This window comes from Streptococcus oralis, assembly GCF_003944215.1.
In the GTDB taxonomy this organism is placed as follows: Bacteria; Bacillota; Bacilli; order Lactobacillales; family Streptococcaceae; genus Streptococcus; species Streptococcus oralis_BI.
Genome location: NZ_RJVZ01000009.1, coordinates 39,664 through 58,459 on the forward strand (window position 1 = coordinate 39,664; position 18,796 = coordinate 58,459).

Annotated in this window: 18 protein-coding genes; 2 read left to right on the forward strand and 16 right to left on the reverse strand. The window is 42.1% G+C overall.

Annotated elements, in window-relative coordinates:
• Positions 1-88: 88 nt before the first annotated feature.
• From nt5e to D8804_RS06355, 6 genes are all read right to left on the reverse strand, one after another.
• A complete protein-coding gene (gene nt5e / locus D8804_RS06330; RefSeq protein WP_125399190.1) occupies positions 89-2,125 on the reverse strand; it encodes a cell surface ecto-5'-nucleotidase Nt5e in 2,037 nt (678 codons plus the stop codon).
• 141 nt (positions 2,126-2,266) lie between these two features.
• Entirely contained in the window at positions 2,267-3,535 is a 1,269-nt protein-coding gene (gene dltD, locus D8804_RS06335) for a D-alanyl-lipoteichoic acid biosynthesis protein DltD (RefSeq protein WP_125399191.1), read from the reverse strand.
• Complete coding sequence (gene dltC, locus D8804_RS06340; protein WP_000351968.1) at positions 3,528-3,767, reverse strand: D-alanine--poly(phosphoribitol) ligase subunit DltC; 240 nt, start codon at positions 3,765-3,767, stop codon at positions 3,528-3,530. Before dltC ends, dltD begins: the two co-directional genes overlap by 8 nt.
• Positions 3,768-3,780: 13 nt before the next feature.
• The gene (gene dltB, locus D8804_RS06345; RefSeq protein WP_125399192.1) at positions 3,781-5,025 is read right to left on the reverse strand and encodes a D-alanyl-lipoteichoic acid biosynthesis protein DltB; all 1,245 of its coding nucleotides are present in this window, start codon (positions 5,023-5,025) and stop codon (positions 3,781-3,783) included.
• On the reverse strand, positions 5,022-6,572 hold the full coding sequence (dltA, locus tag D8804_RS06350) for a D-alanine--poly(phosphoribitol) ligase subunit DltA (RefSeq protein WP_125399193.1): 1,551 nt from the start codon (positions 6,570-6,572) through the stop codon (positions 5,022-5,024). The genes dltB and dltA overlap by 4 nt, the downstream gene beginning before the upstream one ends.
• Before the next feature lie 20 nt (positions 6,573-6,592).
• Positions 6,593-6,724: a teichoic acid D-Ala incorporation-associated protein DltX gene (locus D8804_RS06355; protein WP_025168981.1), complete on the reverse strand. Its 132-nt coding sequence runs from the start codon at positions 6,722-6,724 to the stop codon at positions 6,593-6,595.
• A gap of 293 nt (positions 6,725-7,017) precedes the next feature.
• On the opposite strand from D8804_RS06355, the gene hslO reads away from it, so the two are divergent.
• Together hslO and dusB are read left to right on the forward strand one after the other, a co-directional pair.
• On the forward strand, positions 7,018-7,890 hold the full coding sequence (hslO, locus tag D8804_RS06360) for an Hsp33 family molecular chaperone HslO (RefSeq protein WP_125399194.1): 873 nt from the start codon (positions 7,018-7,020) through the stop codon (positions 7,888-7,890).
• Positions 7,877-8,857, forward strand: a complete 981-nt coding sequence (gene dusB, locus D8804_RS06365; RefSeq protein WP_185774042.1) for a tRNA dihydrouridine synthase DusB — start codon at positions 7,877-7,879, stop codon at positions 8,855-8,857. Before hslO ends, dusB begins: the two co-directional genes overlap by 14 nt.
• A gap of 55 nt (positions 8,858-8,912) precedes the next feature.
• On the opposite strand, the gene D8804_RS06370 is transcribed toward dusB, so the two are convergent.
• The 10 genes from D8804_RS06370 to D8804_RS06415 all read right to left on the reverse strand — a co-directional run bounded on the left by D8804_RS06370 (position 8,913) and on the right by D8804_RS06415 (position 18,790).
• Entirely contained in the window at positions 8,913-9,599 is a 687-nt protein-coding gene (locus D8804_RS06370; protein WP_000764009.1) for a YoaK family protein, read from the reverse strand.
• A gap of 126 nt (positions 9,600-9,725) precedes the next feature.
• Entirely contained in the window at positions 9,726-10,409 is a 684-nt protein-coding gene (locus tag D8804_RS06375; RefSeq protein WP_125399196.1) for a hypothetical protein, read from the reverse strand.
• Between the two features lie 305 nt (positions 10,410-10,714).
• Entirely contained in the window at positions 10,715-11,488 is a 774-nt protein-coding gene (locus tag D8804_RS06380) for an NUDIX domain-containing protein (RefSeq protein WP_125399197.1), read from the reverse strand.
• Between the two features lies 1 nt (position 11,489).
• Positions 11,490-12,269: a nicotinamide riboside transporter PnuC gene (pnuC, locus tag D8804_RS06385; protein ID WP_125399198.1), complete on the reverse strand. Its 780-nt coding sequence runs from the start codon at positions 12,267-12,269 to the stop codon at positions 11,490-11,492.
• Between the two features lie 9 nt (positions 12,270-12,278).
• Positions 12,279-13,337: an AAA family ATPase gene (locus tag D8804_RS06390; protein ID WP_125399199.1), complete on the reverse strand. Its 1,059-nt coding sequence runs from the start codon at positions 13,335-13,337 to the stop codon at positions 12,279-12,281.
• Positions 13,338-13,481: 144 nt separating this feature from the next.
• Positions 13,482-15,914, reverse strand: coding sequence for an ATP-dependent Clp protease ATP-binding subunit (locus tag D8804_RS06395; RefSeq protein ID WP_125399200.1), 2,433 nt, complete (start codon positions 15,912-15,914; stop codon positions 13,482-13,484).
• A gap of 1 nt (position 15,915) precedes the next feature.
• Complete coding sequence (locus D8804_RS06400) at positions 15,916-16,374, reverse strand: CtsR family transcriptional regulator (RefSeq protein ID WP_125399201.1); 459 nt, start codon at positions 16,372-16,374, stop codon at positions 15,916-15,918.
• 305 nt (positions 16,375-16,679) lie between these two features.
• The gene (locus D8804_RS06405) at positions 16,680-16,982 is read right to left on the reverse strand and encodes a hypothetical protein (RefSeq protein WP_061418687.1); all 303 of its coding nucleotides are present in this window, start codon (positions 16,980-16,982) and stop codon (positions 16,680-16,682) included.
• A 72-nt stretch (positions 16,983-17,054) separates the two neighbouring features.
• Positions 17,055-17,783, reverse strand: a complete 729-nt coding sequence (locus tag D8804_RS06410; RefSeq protein ID WP_084971972.1) for an ABC transporter ATP-binding protein — start codon at positions 17,781-17,783, stop codon at positions 17,055-17,057.
• Complete coding sequence (locus D8804_RS06415; RefSeq protein WP_125399202.1) at positions 17,783-18,790, reverse strand: ABC transporter substrate-binding protein; 1,008 nt, start codon at positions 18,788-18,790, stop codon at positions 17,783-17,785. Before D8804_RS06415 ends, D8804_RS06410 begins: the two co-directional genes overlap by 1 nt.
• Between the last annotated feature and the right edge of the window lie 6 nt (positions 18,791-18,796).

The following is an 18,796-nucleotide window of genomic DNA, read 5'->3' on the forward strand; positions in this document are numbered from 1 at the left end:
CTGGTTAATTATATCATAAACCAAAAAAGAGTCAAGGGAAAAAGGCGTAAAAACGTTTCCCTAGACTCTTCTAGATGTAAAATTTAACCTATTTTTGCTTTGGTTTTCGACTCGATAAGATACCTGCCAAACCAGCTACCATTCCCATCAAGAGCAAGAAGATGGACTGTTCGCTTCCTGTATTTGGGAGGGCTTTTTCTGAGACAACTGCCTTCTTGCTAAATTGACCTGCCACCTCATAAGTCAATGGCACATTTGTAGTCGCATCATTAGCAGCCGCATTCGTTTGAGGCGTTTCTACCGGCAGACTAAAAGTTGTAGAATCCACAGAAATCGTCCGTGAGTTCGGATTAATCTTTTCATACTGGGTCAAATCAGCGGTTTTCAGATACTCTTCAAAGGCTGCATCCATAGAAGGACCTTCTTCACGAGCGCCACCCAACATAGTATAGCCATCACCACCCGCAGCTAAGAAATCATTAGTTGCAAGATAGTATGTTTTTGCGAGGTCCAGGAGTTCATAACGACCAGTTGCACGGTTTTTAACCTGGATGGCCAAGACACGTTTGCCTGATGGTAGGTTGGTATCATAGTAGACCTTCACACCTGAAACTTGCAAGAAACCACCACTTGGCTCTAACAATGGTTGGCCGTTCTCATCCAATACCTTCTTACCATCCTTATCGACCTGCAAGATAGATCCGAGTGACTTTTCAAACATATCCAATACTTGTTGCCCCGTCACTTGGATTTGTGAGATGGTATTTCCAAATGGAAGAACGGCAATGACATTTCCTTTAGTGATCGGTTTGCCTTTTGCAATGGTTTCACGCAAGCCACCACCATTTGTAACAGCGATGTCTGTCGGATGGCTAAATCCTGTCTGACCATACTGATAGAGAGAATCTGCTACGACGTTTCCGAGGTTGGTTTCACGGACCCGAACATTTTCACGATCTCCGTTGAGTTCTACAGGGCTGTTTGAAACGACTTCAACAGCATTTTCAGCATCGTATTTTTGTTTAATGTCTTTGACCAGTTTTTCAACTGTTGGATTGGCTGGTAATTTTTTAGCATCAGCAGCCGCAATCTGAGTTGGATTACCCAAAAGCTGACGTGATTTGTAGGTGATTTTCCCTACATTATGAAGGTAGCTTCCTGTCTGGTTATAGGTAACATTATCTCCATAGGTCGTTGATTCTACTGTATGAGAGTGACCATCGATTACTGTTACGCGTTTCCCTTTCAAACGAGGATTTTTAGACAAGGCTTCTGCCAAAGTTGAACCGCGCCATTCGACTGGGGTTGTAGTATCAACACCCAAGTGAGCGAGTACGACATAGTGTTTGTAGTCCTTACCTTCTGCACGCGCCTTGGCTTGAACTTCTTCGATAACCTTATTGACTTCAGAGATTGGATCTGTAAAGGTTACCCCTTTGACATTTTTAGGGTGAGTTTTGGTAGCTGTTTCAGGTGTTGTCACACCGATTACAACAAACTCATCACCTTCCACAGTCTTATCTTTATCAACGATTGTAGAAGCTTCAAAAAGACGAGCTCCATTGACATAGGTATTTGAGCTAAGTAATGGGAATTTCAAGATTTCCTTGTATTTTTTAGCTTCGTCTAAACCAAAGTCAAACTCATGGTTTCCTACTGCCATGGCATCATACTGCATCTGATTGAGAATTTCGGCGCGTGCTTCACCCTTTGTAGAGTTGGAAATCGGTAAACCTTGGAAGGCGTCTCCAGCATCTACGACGAGAGTCGTTTGATTTGATTTCGCGCGTTCCTGCTCGATGACAGTCGCTAGCTTAGCATCTCCAATAACTCCCTTTTCCTCTACGATACGACCGTGGACATCATTGGTGTGCAAGATAACGGTGTCTTTTTCTTCGCTTTTAGGAGATTCAACAGGAGCTTCCTTTGCTTCCGCCGATTCAGCACTTGCGGGACTTGCCGCCTCTGTTGTTGGAGCTACAGGAGTTTCTGAAGTTGCAGGATTTGTTACTACTGCTGGACTTTCTGCAGGGGCAGCTGCTTCTTCAGCATAGACCTGTCCAGCTAAAAAAGCTGGGGCCAGTAGGGCTGTCGACAAGACAGGTAATAAGAAACGTTTATTCATTTTGAAATCCTTTTCTTTTCTTTTTTCCTTCATATTATACGATATTTCTGAAAAAAATGAAACTTTTGACTTGTTTTTATCTAAAATATTCGCCATTTAACCAAAAAACCTGAACCAAAAAGTTCAAGTTTTTTTATCAATTTATTGAAAATCTTTGATATTTCCATCATAGGTCGCCCAGTCCTCACTAAAGAAGCGGTCATTCATCTTGTAGTCTGGAGCTGGTTTTGGATCCGTCAAGAAGGGATTGGCAACCTTATCAAAAGCCAACCAACCCAACCAACCTATATGAATGGTATCCTTAACAAAATAAGGGTCCCCTCCATTTTTTGAAAAGTCAGCAATATTAGTAAACCCCTGACTTTCTAGTTGGTAACGAATTTTCTCCACAGCATGCTGGTACATCTCTTCGCTAAGGCCTGTGTATTCCATCCATTTCTTATTGACCGGTTGAATGACAAAGAGCACATTGACCTTCGATTTTGCAAATTGATTGAGTACCAGCTGTAGATCATTGTACTCCGTTGACTTGAGGAAGCTGTAATTTTTTTGAGACCCCTCCCATTTTTTTAGATCTTTTTTCACCCGAGTATTATAAAACTGATTTTCCATCCTCATATCATTATTGGTCGTATTTGCCTCTGCGTCCTTACGAGCGATTTTCTCTAACTCATCATACGAAAACTGATCCGGAAGATCTTTTAAATAATTTTCCACATGTTCCTTGTATTTGAGTTTTCCTCGAATAGAAAATTGTCCAAAGAGAGAGGATTGTTTTTCGTTGAATCGTGCAAAGATATCAATAGTAGCTCGATCAATCTCTGACAATTCCTCGCCTTTCGATAGCTTTTGAACAATTCCTCTCAATGCCACACCCGGATTCTGTTTTAACAAACGAATAGCTGCATGCTGAGTCGCAGTGTCACCAGATTGATTTTCCAAAAAAGCTGTCAACTGGTCACTATTAAAATAACTCTGAAAAGCTGAAGAATCAACGTCTGATTGCGTAAACCACTGAGGTGAAATAACGAATACCGCCTGATTGTTCTCTATTTCCGGCAAGATTTGTTGTAATCCAAAATATTGGATGAGAGAGGTTGCTCCTGCCTGACCTAGAAAATAAGGACGATAGGGACGATTGTATTTTTCTGCTAAAACAGCAGGATGCATACTATCAAACCGAACCCATTCACTTGACCCTAGAAAAGGAATAAAACGCATATTTGGATCCGTAAGGGCCCTCACTTTTTGGCTTCTCTCTTTAAAGCTCTCTGTACTAACAGAAGCCGCCGAGTACTTCTCCTCCGTCAGATTATGGCTTGTTGTACTTGGATAAAAAAAGATGAGTAGAAGAACCAAAAATCCAGCAATGAAGATAGGACCGAAGATCAGCCACAAGCGTTTAAGCATTCTTTAACTCCGTGATACCTGCTACGATTTTATTAGCCGTATTCCAGTCATCACGACCGAACTCCGTCACTGGAACACGAATGTCAAAACGGTTTTCAATCTCAACAATCAATTCAACCGTTCCCATGCTATCCAAGACACCGGCATCAAAAAGATCTTCATCCATCATGTCAGAAACATCTTCCATAAACAACTCATCAATAATTTCAATAACTTCTGATTTGATATCCATTTTTTATATCCTTTTATTTTTTAAACCATAAATCATTCAAAAATCCAGAAAAGATTAAGAATGAAACCATCACGACATGGAAGGTGACAACCATGCCAAGCAACTGAATCCAGCGATTCTCAGGTAAGGAACCCTTCCCAGCTTTTTTCCGTTCTTTATTGAGCGCCTTTTTCTTACGAACCCAAGCATCATTGATAACCAGTCCAATCCCATGAAAAAGTCCATAGGCGATGTAGTACCAGGTCACACCATGCCAAAACCCCATAATCAGCATATTGAGGATATAGGCTACACTTGAGGTCACATTGCGATTTTTAAAGATCTTCTTTCTGGTCATGACCATAACCATCCGCATAAAGACAAAGTCACGAAACCAGAAAGACAGACTCATGTGCCAGCGATTCCAAAACTCTTTTAAATCCCTTGACAAAAAGGGCTTGTTAAAGTTGATAGGACTATGAATACCCATCAAGTTTGAAATGGATAAGGCAAACATAGAGTAGCCCGCAAAGTCAAAGAAGAGCTCCAGACCAAAGGTGTACATGACCGCTAAAGCATAGAGGTTAAAGAAACCACCTGACTGCAAGGCTAAGTTCTTTAAAGGAGGCAACAAAATCTCTCCCAGAATATGGGCCAAGATAAACTTGTAGAGAAAGCCAAGCATGATATACTTGACAGCCTCTTCTAGCATATCCATCAGTTCATCCCGCTCAGGAATGGTCTCATAATTTTCATTGAAGCGTTTAAAACGATCAATGGGACCACTTGAGAAAGTCGGCATAAAGAGAAGAAAACGTAAGAATTGCCAGATCGTTAAATCCTTGATGACACCATCTCTCAACTCAACGATAACCCCAACTGCACGAAAGGTTAAGTAAGAAATCCCTAAAAAGCCAAACAAAGATTGAGGGCCGTGAATAGCAGGAGATACTTTCACAAAGACGATTGGCAATAAGGATAGAAAACTAACCAGGTAAAATATCCATTTACTATCCCGTTGTTTCCTGTACCTTTTGTAGAAAAATACAAGCAGTACTTGCCAGATAACATAAAGGATAAGAGCGCTTATTTGATTCGTCTTTCCACCGACCAACATGGTGACGATAAAGAAGAGACTAACAAGCACCTCGTACAAGGCAAAACGTTTCTTGAAAAAAAGACCGATGAAGATAGGTAAAGTCGCAACAATCACATACAAAAAATAATAAAGATTGCCATAAGGTTCCAAATGAGGCAGCTGTTTGTAAAGCTCCATCATCTATTGTTTACCTCATTAATCAAGCCCTTAATATCAATTTTACCATTAGGCGTTAGTGGTAAACTATCTCGATAGAGGAATTTCGATGGCATCATATAAGACATCATGATATCTGCTAGGTCTTCCTTAATAGCCTTGGTAATATCGATATCACGTTCAAACTGCTCGCGGACACCGTCCTTTAGGATAACATAGGCCAGTAGATTTTGCACCTTGTGGTCCTTGTTATAACGTGGAACAGCAACAGCCGACTCGATATAGCGAGATTTGTTGAGGTTTTGAGAGACATCTTCAAGCTCAATACGATAACCGTTAAACTTAATCTGGAAATCCATGCGTCCACCATAGAGAAGCAAGCCCTCATCTGTCATAGTTCCTACATCCCCTGTGTGGTAGGCCGGAAGACCTTCGAACTCAAAGAAAGCTTCTGCCGTTTTTTCAGGGTTATTCATATAGCCTTTTGAAACAGCTGGCCCAGAAACAATGATTTCTCCCTGTTCACCATTTGGCAGTTTTTTGCCTTCCTCGTCAATGATAAAGGTCGGAGAATCGGCCTTGGTATAGCCGATTGGTAGACGTTTGAGAGTCGTCAACATCTCGTCTGTTACGGCAACAGCTGATAGGGCTACTGTTGCTTCTGTTGGACCGTAGGCATTGATAATGCGGGCATTTGGAAATCGCTCACGCAGTTTTTGGGCTGTTTTGACAGTCAATTCTTCACCATCAAAGTAGAAATGCGTGATTCCAGGCATTTTCTCACTATTAAAGTCTTCTGACAACATGGCCATATCTGCAAAGGAAGGCGTTGATGTCCAGATAGCGATTGGCAATGAAAAGATGGTCGCAAAGAGTTTTTTGAAATCCTGAGTAATAGCTGAAGGAAGAGCGAAAAGCGTACCACCCAATGCCAAGGTTGGCGCCCAATACATGACAGATAGGTCAAAAGAATAAGGGGGCTGGGCCAGCATTTGTGGACGACTTGGCGTCGCAAATTCTTTGTCTGTAATCATCCAGTTGGTAAAACTGAGGAGATTGTCGTGGGAAATCTGCACTCCCTTTGGCTTACCAGTCGTACCAGAAGTATAGATGATGTAGTAGTTATCATCTCCCTTGACTGGATGCGTGATCTCATAGCTAGAAGCTTGAGCAAATGCTTCTTGAACTTGCTCTAAATTCAGCATCGGTGTGCTAGTTTGCTCTAATGGAAAATCCGAGATGGCAATAATCAAGCTTGGCTCTGCAACTTCTACGATAGCAGAAACTCGTTCCAAGGCCGAATGGCTGTCAATGGGAATATAGGCATGCCCCGATTTGGTCAGCGCTACAAAGGTAGCCAACATCTCATATTCCTGACCACCAAAAACGACGACTGGAGATTTCTCAGGCAAGTCAAGTCGATCGATAGCTGCAGCTAAACTATCTGAATCAGCCTTCAGATCACCATAAGTATGCTCCTGACCTAAAACATTGTAGACAGGATATGTTGGTTGTGTTTGAGCAAAGTGCTCAATCGTTTCAATCATATCTTTTATCGGTTTATTAGACACAGTTCTTCTTCTCCTTTAAACTAGAACTCATTATAAATAAAGGTTCCTTGACTCTGACCAAGGTAACTAAAAAAATAAAGCAAACCAAGTAAGATTACAAAATATAGGACGGTCTGTCCCAAAAACATATACAATTTTCTGTGTTTTCCCATAGTTAGTGTGTTCAATTTTCTATGATTTTTCAAAAAAGCTATGCAACTATGCATTTACTATCTTATCTTCCTAACATTTTACCATTTTATCAACCTTTTTTTCAACTGTTTACCATAACTTAAAAGTTTGTTTTAGCTTATTTTAAGATAAATTAAAATGTTAACAGTAAACGTAAACAAAAATTTCCATTTCTATAAATCTCCTATACCAGTCATCAGAAATTAAACAGTTTAAAAAATGACAACAAACACACGGCTCCCCCTTTGGGCATTTTTATGCTAAAATAGTAGCTATGGATAAAATTATTAAAACTATATCAGAAAGCGGAGCCTTTCGTGCTTTTGTCCTTGATAGCACTGAAACCGTCCGCACTGCTCAAGAAAAACATCAAACTCAAGCCAGTTCAACTGTTGCACTTGGTCGTACCCTTATCGCTAGCCAAATTCTCGCAGCCAATGAAAAAGGAAATACCAAGCTAACGGTTAAAGTTCTTGGAACAAGCTCTCTCGGTGCCATCATCACGGTCGCAGATACCAAGGGTAACGTTAAAGGCTACGTTCAAAATCCAGGTGTTGACATCAAAAAGACTGCAACGGGTGAAGTCCTTGTCGGACCTTTTGTCGGAAATGGTCAATTTCTCGTTATCACAGACTACGGTACTGGAAATCCCTACAACTCCATGACTCCTCTCATCTCTGGGGAAATCGGTGAAGACTTGGCCTATTACCTGACAGAAAGCCAACAAACTCCTTCAGCAGTCGGCCTCAATGTCCTTTTAGACAAAGACGACAAGGTCGAGGTTGCCGGTGGTTTTCTTCTCCAAGTATTGCCAGGAGCCAAGGAAGAAGAGATTGCTCGCTTTGAGAAACGCATCCAAGAAATGCCAGCCATCTCAACACTTCTGGAAAGCGAAGACCATATCGAAGCTCTCCTCAAGGCCATCTACGGTGACGAATCCTACAAACGCCTATCTGAAGAAGAAATCCGTTTCCAATGTGACTGCAGCAAAGATCGCTTTTTGGACGCTCTTGCCAGCCTTCCAACTTCAGACCTTGAGGAAATGAAAGAGGAAGACCACGGGGCAGAAATTACTTGTCAATTCTGCCAAACTACTTATAACTTTGATGAAAACGACCTGGAGGAACTCATTCGTGACAAATCTTAATACACCTTTTATGATTGGCAATGTTGAGATTCCCAATCGTACCGTTTTAGCACCCATGGCTGGTGTCACCAACTCAGCCTTTCGTACCATCGCAAAAGAGCTTGGAGCTGGACTCGTTGTGATGGAAATGGTCTCTGACAAGGGAATCCAATACAACAACGAAAAAACCTTGCATATGCTTCACATCGATGAAGGCGAAAATCCCGTTTCTATCCAACTCTTTGGTAGTGATGAAGACAGCCTCGCACGCGCAGCAGAATTCATCCAAGAAAATACCAAGACTGATATCGTCGATATCAACATGGGCTGCCCAGTTAACAAAATCGTGAAAAACGAAGCTGGCGCTATGTGGCTCAAGGATCCAGACAAAATCTACTCTATTATCAACAAGGTCCAATCTGTCCTTGATATCCCCCTAACTGTCAAAATGCGCACCGGCTGGGCTGACCCATCTCTAGCAGTAGAAAATGCTCTCGCCGCTGAGGCTGCTGGTGTCTCTGCCCTTGCTATGCACGGTCGTACCCGTGAGCAAATGTATACTGGTCACGCTGACCTTGAGACCCTTCACAAGGTCGCTCAAGCTTTGACCAAGATTCCATTTATCGCCAACGGTGACATCCGTACGGTTCAAGACGCTAAACAACGCATCGAAGAAGTTGGTGCTGACGCAGTTATGATTGGCCGCGCAGCTATGGGAAATCCCTACCTCTTCAATCAAATCAATCATTATTTTGAAACAGGAGAAATTCTCCCTGACTTGACTTTTGAAGACAAGATGAAAATTGCTTACGAACATTTGAAACGCTTGATTAACCTCAAAGGAGAAAACGTTGCTGTGCGTGAATTCCGCGGACTCGCTCCTCACTACCTTCGGGGAACATCTGGTGCAGCCAAACTTCGTGGAGCCATTTCCCAAGCTAGCACCCTGGCAGAGATTGAAGCTCTATTGCAATTAGACAAAGCATAGTCTCACATCTACAACTCACAAAAACGGCAAAGCTCAAAAATGAGTCTTGCCGTTTTTATATATTTTCATCTTGTAAATCTAATTGCTTCACTCTAGCTATATAATAGGACATAATCAAAAACAAATTAAGGCTGACAATCCATATAGACCATTCATGAAGAAAATGCATCAATACAGCCAAGCTGATTGCGCCCACTACGAAACTTCCCACAACAATCCCATAATTTAAGGCCTGACGACGGTATTCTTGGATATTTCCTTCTCTTCTAGCAATGCGATACAAAGCGGTCAGCATCTTTCGGTAATTTCCAGACGTCATAAAAATGACATAGGGATGATCTTCAATCAAACTGCCCGTAAATGTTAGCATCATCATTCCTGTTCCAAAAGCGATGAAAGGAACTTCTAATAGGGGAAATCGTGAAAAGAAAGGTAGAATAAGAGTTCCAATAAATAAAGGGAGCAGCATCTTAACCCGCCAGTAGGCCGTTTTGCGGTATTCTTTCATGTGCAATGCAAACAGAAATCCTAGAGAAAAGAAAATAATGGAGCAGAATCGTAGCATCGTATTGATAACATTTGAGTCGTGCCAATCAGATATCAATAGGAGAATATTCCCTGTCTGTGTCGCTACCAAACTATGGTATTGAATATGGCAAAACACATCCAAAGAACCACCTACAAATCCAAGAAATACTCCCATCAATCGTGTGTTTTGAGGTAAGATTAATTTATCCGCCATGTATTATCACTCGTTTTCCTTTGGTTTTTTTATTATACCACTTTCTCTTGGAGAAACTAAGTGAAAAACAGTTGACTCACTCTTTTACAGAACGATTTCTAGTAAGAGTTAAAACACCAAATTTTATTATTGAATCAAGGCAACGCTTGAAACTTTACCATCCGCACCTGTTGTAATTTGGATGATTTTTCCTCCACCGATTTTGGCATTATACTTGCCATCATCAAGAGTGTAAGAGTAGCCTCTGATAGAATAGTTTTCTTTCTTTCCATCTGCAGTTTCTACTGTAAATTGGCCCCCTGATGAAACCGTAATAGTTTCGCCATTCGCTCCCTTCCAGTTTCCTGCAGCTGCTGAGAAATCACCATCGACCATGGTTAAAACTCCCTTGTAGCGTTTGTTATGTTCTGCTTGCTTGTCTTGAAGTTTGCGATCAGTTGTTGGATCATAGCCTGACTGGTTAGACTGGGCTTGAGAGCCTTGCTGAGTTGATGGAGTCTGAGAAGGGGCTTGTTGACTAGGAGCTGCTTGTTCTTGTCTTGATTCAGGGGCTGGTTTCGCTTGTGACTGATCTGCCGTTGTAGAAGACTGACCAGAAGATGCCTGAGCTTTTTCAGATGAAGCTGAGCTTGAAGGTTTTTGAGTCTTGCTTTCTTTGTTAGAAGAAGCTGCTTTAGAACTTGATGATTGGCTTGTCTTTGCAGAGCTACTAGTTTGAGTGGTTTCGTTTTTATTTCCACAAGCTCCCAGTAGCAAGGTAGAAGCCAATACAGTCGCTGCCATCAATTTGATATAGGTTTTCTTTTTCATTTTTTACTCCTTTGTAATATTTTTGAAATATTAAGAAATTTTTTTGTAATATAATTGTAACATTAGACCTTGAATCTGTCAACTATTTAAAGAAACTATTTTAAAAATTGTTCTCTCTACTATTTCTATTCGTAATCGAAACGAAAAAATAGAAAATTTCTTAGATTAGAGTCCTATTTTTTACATCATCCTTGCGTAATCGCTTGCATCGTCTTGGATAAAGGGCTACAGTACTATTGAAATAGGTTAAAAATATCTAATAATAGCAAATAAAGAGGTCGGGAACTTTGTCTCGACCTCGCTTTTTATTTCAATCGATAGGTTTTTCTTGGTTTCTTTTTAGGCACTCGTTTGAGTCCAGCTTCTTCTACATATTCTCCGTATTTTACGAGAAAGTTATTGCTGACGATTGGGCGACCGGGGTTAATAAGATTGACCAGTTCAGTCCCTTCGTAGACAGTGAACTCCTCCTCCAGCAGATAAAGGAAGGTCGGATTCCAATCGAGACGGCCTTGGATTCGTTTGATAGACTCTTGAATAATGGCATAATGGTCAAAAGCGAAGGCTTGTTCCTCCAACTCCACTCCCTCTATGTAGCATTTGCCTGTCTGAAAATCCACATCTACAAAAACCACATCCTTGGCATCGTCTCCTGCTTGAACAAGTTCTAATGCACGACTAGGCAAATAAACCAAGTGGGCAATGGTCACTGTCCAGCCCCGTGGGTCACGGCCGGGGGTCGATACAGTCATCAATTGCTCGATTTTCTCCAAAGGTAGATCAAGATTGACTTCTTCTCTCACTTCGCGCTGACAGGCATGTGTAGCATCTTCTCCCTTGTCCATAAAGCCTCCAACCAGAGCCAAACAGTTTTGATAAGGGTGGGCCTTGCGACGGATCAGTAAGAGCTTGATCTTTCCTTCGACAAAGCAGTAAGCCACCATATCTACTGTCACACTTGGTTTTTCGTATTGAGGGAGTTCCTGCCTGTAGTACCAGTCTAAAAACTCCTCCTGACTGGCATGGATTTCATAATATTCTTTTTCCGTCATTCCTTCTGGAATCTTTATGTCTGCCATCTTATGCCTCCTTTCGAACTGCCTTGGTCCATTGGTACCATCCCACTAGACTGTTCAGTGTGTAAACCCAGTACATCCCTTGGATATGGATATTTTCACCCCACCAAAGGTAGATACTAAAGAGATTGGTTGCAATCCAGAAAATCCATTGCTCACGGTAGAGACGTGTCATCAAGAGCTGACCAACACCATTGGTCGCATCGGTAACACTATCACGGAAAGGGCGAGCGCTATTGATACTTTGGTAAGCCAAGCCCATACCAATCCAAATGATGGCAGTCAAGGCCAAGTACTTGAGCCAGTCAAGAACAGATAATTTCTTAGCTTCAAAGTGGGATTCTTCTGGTTTTCCTTGGTCATTGATACGATTGGACAACCAAGCATAGAGACCAATCGGTTGCATGACAAAGAAGTAAACGGTCGTCAAAACTTCACCATAAAAAGTCGCATTCATGGCCAAAATCAAATAGATAGCCGAGTTAATAGCCCCAAAGAGATAATTGCTTGCACGCCCTTCTGCTACCAAGATAACACAGACAATCCCAGTCCAAGATGCAAACAAGCTCAACCAGTCATGGCTTTCTGTATTTTGCGTGAACTCTAAGATCAAGGGAACACTCGACAAGGCGATGAGATACAACCACTGGAAAAGACTACGACCGACAAAGAGGTCTTTCCAGAGCAAGCGCATGATTCCTGCAAAACCAATCTTACGGGCTTCGGCATGGACATTTTTAAAGTTTTCGATAAATTGTGTGATTTTTTCAGTTAGTTCTTTCATATTTTTCTCCTAATCTGCTTGGTAAATGGTATCGATAGCCACTTTTGCTGCTTCATAATTGCCTAGATAATCCTCCGCTAGATAAACTAAAGGAATATTGGTTAAATATCGCTCTCTCATCTGATCCAAATGCTGGGAAAAACTGTAGCGAATGTGGTCTTCTGCCATGGTCATATCTCTAAATCCGTCATTGACATAGGATCCGATAGGTTGCACAAAGAGAATCAAGTCCCATTTTTCCTTAGCCAAGATAGAGGCAAAGAGATTGTCAAAGGTTTCCCCTGATAAGTCTCCTTGGTCCTCAGTCTCCATGTAATAGTCATAGTATCCCTTGGTTACTAAAGAGTTTGTGTCAGCTATCACTAGGCCTCGATTGGCATTGCTGTCGATTAACTTGGAGGTCTGGTCATACTGTCCCAAAAGGAGATAATAGTAATCCTTTGGAGTCAATTCATCGTCGCGGACATTGTTTTTGATCTGGTACTCACGCGCGTATTCTAGACTAACGGGCGCATCGTAATACCTTGCCAAATCCTTGGCTAGAGTGGTCTTCCCATTGCTGGCACTTCCCATAATCAACACTTTCTTGGTAAACTGACGACGGAAGGGTTGAGCGATGTATTTCCAATATTTGCTTGGATTTTCTCGAATCATAGTCGCTGAGATACCAAACTTTCTTTCTTGCAAAACGGTCTCAAATCCACGTTTAGCTAATTCTTGCTGATAGCCTGCTTCTCCTACAAAGAAGATTAGTTCTTGCTGGTTTTCATCATAGGAAATCTCCGCTAACATCTGGTCCAACCACTCCTGCCAGCCCATAGGGTAACGGGGAAGGTTGGTCTCATCCAGCTTGCAGACAGAGGTCAACTCGTCATCACGAAAAGCCTCTCGGATATAGCGAAATCGTTTTTGAAGACTTAAACCTACCTGCTCCCCTCTGTCTCCCTCGTAGCCTGAAACGACTACCCAGACCTGCTCACACTGACGCTTCGCTCGCTGGATCAGATCGATATGCCCTTGATGGAGAGGGGCAAAGGTCCCAAATACCACTGCTGTTTTCTTCTTCATAAGTGTTTACCTTTTTATAATTTTTGATATTTTTATTTTCTATGTTTTTATTATATACTATATTTTTGTTTTGTCAATAGTTTTTTATCATTTTTTATAAAAAACTAGCAAAAAAGAATCAGGATTGCTCCTGATTCTCCATTTTTAAGCAATATCAAATTTCAATTGTCCAGCTTTGACACCTATCTTGAGGGTCTTGCCTGCTACCAGTTCTCCCTTGAGGAGGAGTTCTGCCAACTTGTCTTCCACCTCTGTTTGCAGTGTTCTGCGAAGTGGGCGAGCTCCCATTTCTGGATTGTAACCGTGACTAGCTAGCAACTTCAGTGCCGAAGCTTGTAGTTTCAAGTCGATGCCCTTCTCTGCGAGGCTAGCAATCAATGGTTTAACCATGATCTTGACAATTTCCTGCATGTGTTCGCTATCCAAGCTGTGGAAGACCACCTTTTCATCAATACGGTTGATAAACTCTGGTCGATAAGTTTTTTTCAACTCTTCAAAGATTCGTTTTTCCATATTTTCCTGGTCGAAACGAATGTCTTTCGCGCCAAAGCCAACAGTCTTGTCATCACGAAGAGCCGTCGCGCCAAGGTTTGACGTCATGATAATAATGGTATTTGAAAAGTCAACCTTACGACCCTTGCTATCTGTCAAGACACCGTCGTCCAAGACTTGCAAGAGGACATTGAAGATATCTGGATGGGCCTTCTCTACCTCGTCAAAGAGGAGCACTGAGTATGGTTTGTTGCGAACCTTCTCGGTCAACTCCCCACCTTCTTCGTAGCCCACATAGCCCGGAGGAGCTCCATTGAGACGGCTAGCCGCAAATTTCTCCATATATTCACTCATATCAAAGCGGATAAGGGCTGATTCGTCATCAAAGAGGACTTCTGCCAGAGCTTTTGCCAATTCAGTCTTACCGACACCCGTTGGTCCTAGAAACATAAAGGAACCAATTGGACGTTTGTGACTGCGAATACCTGACTGGTTACGACGAATGGCACGACTAATACTTGAAACAGCTTGATCTTGTCCGATGACCCGTTTATGCAACTCTGCTTCCAAGTTCAGGTATTTCTTAGCATCCGTTTGCGTCAGCTTTTGGACTGGGATACCTGACAAACGACTCAAGGTGGTCAAAATATCAGATTCTGTCACCAAGTCTTTATAGACAGGCAATTCTTGTTCTTTTGCGATTAGCTGGCCTGCTTGTTTCCACTTGCCATCCATCAAGGCCTTGTCAGCTGGGCTCAAGTCGGATTCGTCCATTCTCACATGCTTGGATTTATTTTGCACTGTTGCTGCCGCCTCATCCAAGAGGTCGATAGCAGAGTCTGGCAAGTGACGACTAGTCAAGTAACGATGCGCCATCTTAACAGCTGTTTCGACAGCTTCATCTGTGATTTGCACACGGTGGTGTTTCTCATAGGTAGCCTTCAAACCTTGCAAAATGGTCATGCTGTCAGCTAAACTTGGCTCTTCAATGGTCACTTTGGCAAAACGACGAGAAAGGGCAGCATCTTTTTCGATGTGTTTTTGGTATTCTTCCTGAGTGGTCGCACCAACCGTTCTCAAAGTTCCACGTGCCAAGGCAGGCTTCAAGATATTGGCCGCATCTAGAGTAGAGTCAATACCGCTACCAGAACCCATGATGGTGTGAAGTTCATCGATAAAGAGGATTACTTTGCCATCTTCCTCGATATCCTTGATGATATTGTTCATGCGCTCTTCAAAATCTCCACGGAAACGTGTCCCCGCAACAACATTCATCAAATCAAGCTCCAAAACGCGCATTTTAGCCATTTCCGCAGGTACATCCCCACTAGCAATACGCTGGGCAAGGCCAAGGGCCAGAGCTGTTTTCCCGACACCAGCATCTCCAACCAAGACAGGATTGTTCTTGGTCTTCCGACTCAAAATCTGAATCATACGTGAGATTTCTTTGTCACGACCGATAACTGGCTCTAACTTGCCAGAGCGCGCTTGATCTGTCAGGTCATGCGTATAATCCTCTAGACCACCACTTGGATTCTGAGGCATGCCCATCATATTAGCCATGGAATTTTGCTTGTCTGCTACCGTGCGATGGCGCTGACGCAAAGCCTTAAGGTCTTCTCTTGTCCAACCAGCACGTTCCTCTAAATTGCGACGAAGAACAGCAATTCTGACCTGATCTTTCTTGTCTTCATAAGAAAAACCAGCCCTCTCCAAGATACGAGTCGCCAAGGCATTGCCGTCATGCAAAATCGCATAGAGGACATGCTCTGTCCCTAGCACCTTTGCGTGGACCACTGAGGCCACATACTCTGCTTCTGCAAAGAGAACTTCCAAACGATGGGAAAAGGGTAATTCTGTAAAGGTTTCGTCTTGGCTATAGTCCGTTTCAGTCAGTTCCAACGCAACCTCTTCTAAACGGTCCATCTCGTATGGATAATCATTTAGAGTTGCACCTGCCACACTATAACTGTGATTGGACATGGCAATCAATAAATGCCAAGACTCTAGATAACGAGCTCCAAAATGGCTCGCAACCATGTAGGCACTTTCGATACATTCATTCAATGCTTTTGAATAGTTCATCTTACTTCTCTTTTCTATCTACCTCTTGTAATAGCTGTCGGAGCATATTGGCACGGACAGCTGAGGATTCTTCCCCTAGGACACGATCTGTTGCTACTGAAGTCAGCAAGGTCATCTCTTGCTTGGTCATCAAGTCCTGCTCCACCAAAAGTTGGAGAACATCCTCGTAAATCTCCTGACTAACTCGCTCACCAATTGAGTAAAGCAAATCGCGGAGCATCTCATGATGACTGGAAAACTCAATCCGCCCTATGCGAATGTAGCCTCCGCCACCACGCTTGCTCTCAACCAAGTAACCTCTGCTTGCAGTAAAACGTGTCTTGATGACATAGTTGATCTGACTCGGTACAACCTGAAAGGTATCTGCCAACTGGCTCCGCTGCAATTCCACGATACCAGACTGGTCTAAAATCGCCTTAATATAGGCTTCGATATGATCTGATGTATTTTTAAATCTCATAGTAAATCAAACTCCTTCTTTGAACCTTGACTATCTTTGACTATACTATCATTTCACAAGAAATAAGTCAAATTTTTAGGGCTAAGCCCTTGAAAATACTGACTTTCTTTAAAAACATTTAGGCATTAAATCGCCTTAGTTTTTCTTGAAAGTTCCTAAAAAAGTTCACAAAAAAGAGCCCTAAAAAGGGCGTAATATTGATGAGTTCAGCAGGCAAGAAACTAGCATGATCAAACGTGCTTTTTACTATGTCTCCATTTTCCTTAGTAAAGGAAACCTATTCCACCAACAACTCTAATTTTCTCTTAACTTTTAAAATTGTCTCCCAACTCATTCTGTTTTTCTTTTAGTATTTTCTGTTCCTCTTTAATTTCTTCTCGATATTTATCTACAGATTTTTCAAAAATTAAATAACCTATAAATAATAATGTCGGAGTTAAAACTGTTCCCACTACGTTTTCAAATCTTTTTTCATCTAATCCTAATGACTTTGCAATATCAGGACTAAAGTAAATTATAAATCCTGATACTATAGCAATTGCAATAAATGCAAAGGAGACAACTGATGTTCCATTTTCTCTCCGTAATTTCTTCAGTCTGCTTAACATGTCGTACACTCTTTCTATTGCTTTACAAAAAGGACGCTGATAAAGGATAATCTTCACCAACTCCCTATTTTTCTACTTATCTAATCCCAATTCTGCTAATATTTGTCGTTTGTAGGCAATTTTTTGGACGTCCTTGTCCTCGTCTTCAGACCAATCTAGTTTAATTTCTGAAACAATCTGCCCAGGGCGATTGTTCAAGATATAGATGCGGTCGCTGAGATTGAGGGCCTCCTCGATACTGTGGGTAATAATCAAGGTTGTCAGTTGCAACTGTTTGTGAATTTCCCGATACCAAGCATGGAGCTCCATCTTGGTCATTTCATCCAAGGCGCTGAAAGCCTCATCCAAGAGAAAGAGCTTGTGTCCGAAAAGGTAGGTACGGAGCAAGGCCACACGTTGCCGCATCCCACCACTGAGTTCATGAGGATACTTATCCCGTACAGCTGTCAACTGGAAGGTCGCAAGAATTTCATCCGCTCGGGCAATAGCTTCAGCCTTATTAACCTTTTGGATCAAGAGGGGCAGGATGATATTGCCAAGCACCGTCTTGTGCTCCAAGAGTAAATCCTTTTGTAACATATAACTCACGCGCCCCTTGGGATTTTCCTCGCCATCAAGGATAATTCGTCCAGACTGGACCTCTAAAATCCCTGCGATTAGATTAAAGAGGGTAGTTTTTCCAACACCACTGGGACCTAGGATAGAAACCACTTCACCTGACGTCACCTGCAGGTTGATGTCCTCTAAAATCCTTTCCTCGCCATAGGCATAGCTTACGTGTTCTAGTCTAATTTCTGTCATTATTTTACAAATTCGTTGGTGAAGCCCTTGTCTGTCAAGTCTTCTTTGAGGATACCATTTTCTTTATCCCATTTGTAGAAAGCATTCCAACGGTCTGCGTCAAATTGTCCCCATTTTTCCTTGTCGCTTGCGTATTCTTTCGACAAGTATTTTTGAGATTCGATGACAAAGTCACGTTTTTCCTTGAGTTCAGGTGCATTCTTGATGAGAATATCTGCAGCTTCTTCTGGGTGTTCCATAGCGTATTGGTAGCCTTTTTTAATAGCTTGGATGACTTTGCGAGCTTCTTCTTTGTTGTCTTTTAGATAGTCGTTGTTAGCGATGATAACGGGTGAGTAGTAGTCAAACTCCTTGACATAGTCTTTCAAGTACATGAAGTTAGCGTCTACGCCTTGAGATTTAGCAAGGATACCATCCCAACCGTAGTAAATCCAAGCAGTATCAAAGACGCCATTGGCAATCGGTGTGATGGAGTTTGAGTCGTTGTTTGGTACTTTTTCGACCTTCTCAAAGTCTCCGCCTTGTGATTCTACCAAGGTTTTCAACATAGCAAGTTCAGTTGGGTCATTCCAAGTACCGTATTTCTTGCCAACCAAGTCCTTTGGACTGGTGACATTGTCAGATTTACGAGAAATGATTCCTGATGTATTGTGCTCAACGATAGCGGCAACGGCAGTAATGCCTGCTCCTTTTTCCAATTTCTTAGCCATGTAGTCTTGGAAATAGATAGCAAATGGCGCTTTGCCATTAATCACCAAGTCAGATGAGCTTTCTTCAGGTGGCAATTTCAAATCAACATCCACTCCAGCTTCTTTGAAATAGCCTTTCTCCTTAGCCACATAAAGTCCTGTGTGGTTGGTATTTGGCGTCCAGTCTAGGATAAAGTCAATCTTCTTGACTTCTGCTTCTTTATTGTCCTTAGAAGCAGTTACTTGGCCACAAGCCACAAGCACGACAGCTACAAGAGCTGTTACAAGCGTTAAAAACACTTTCCATGTTTTCTTCATTTTCAT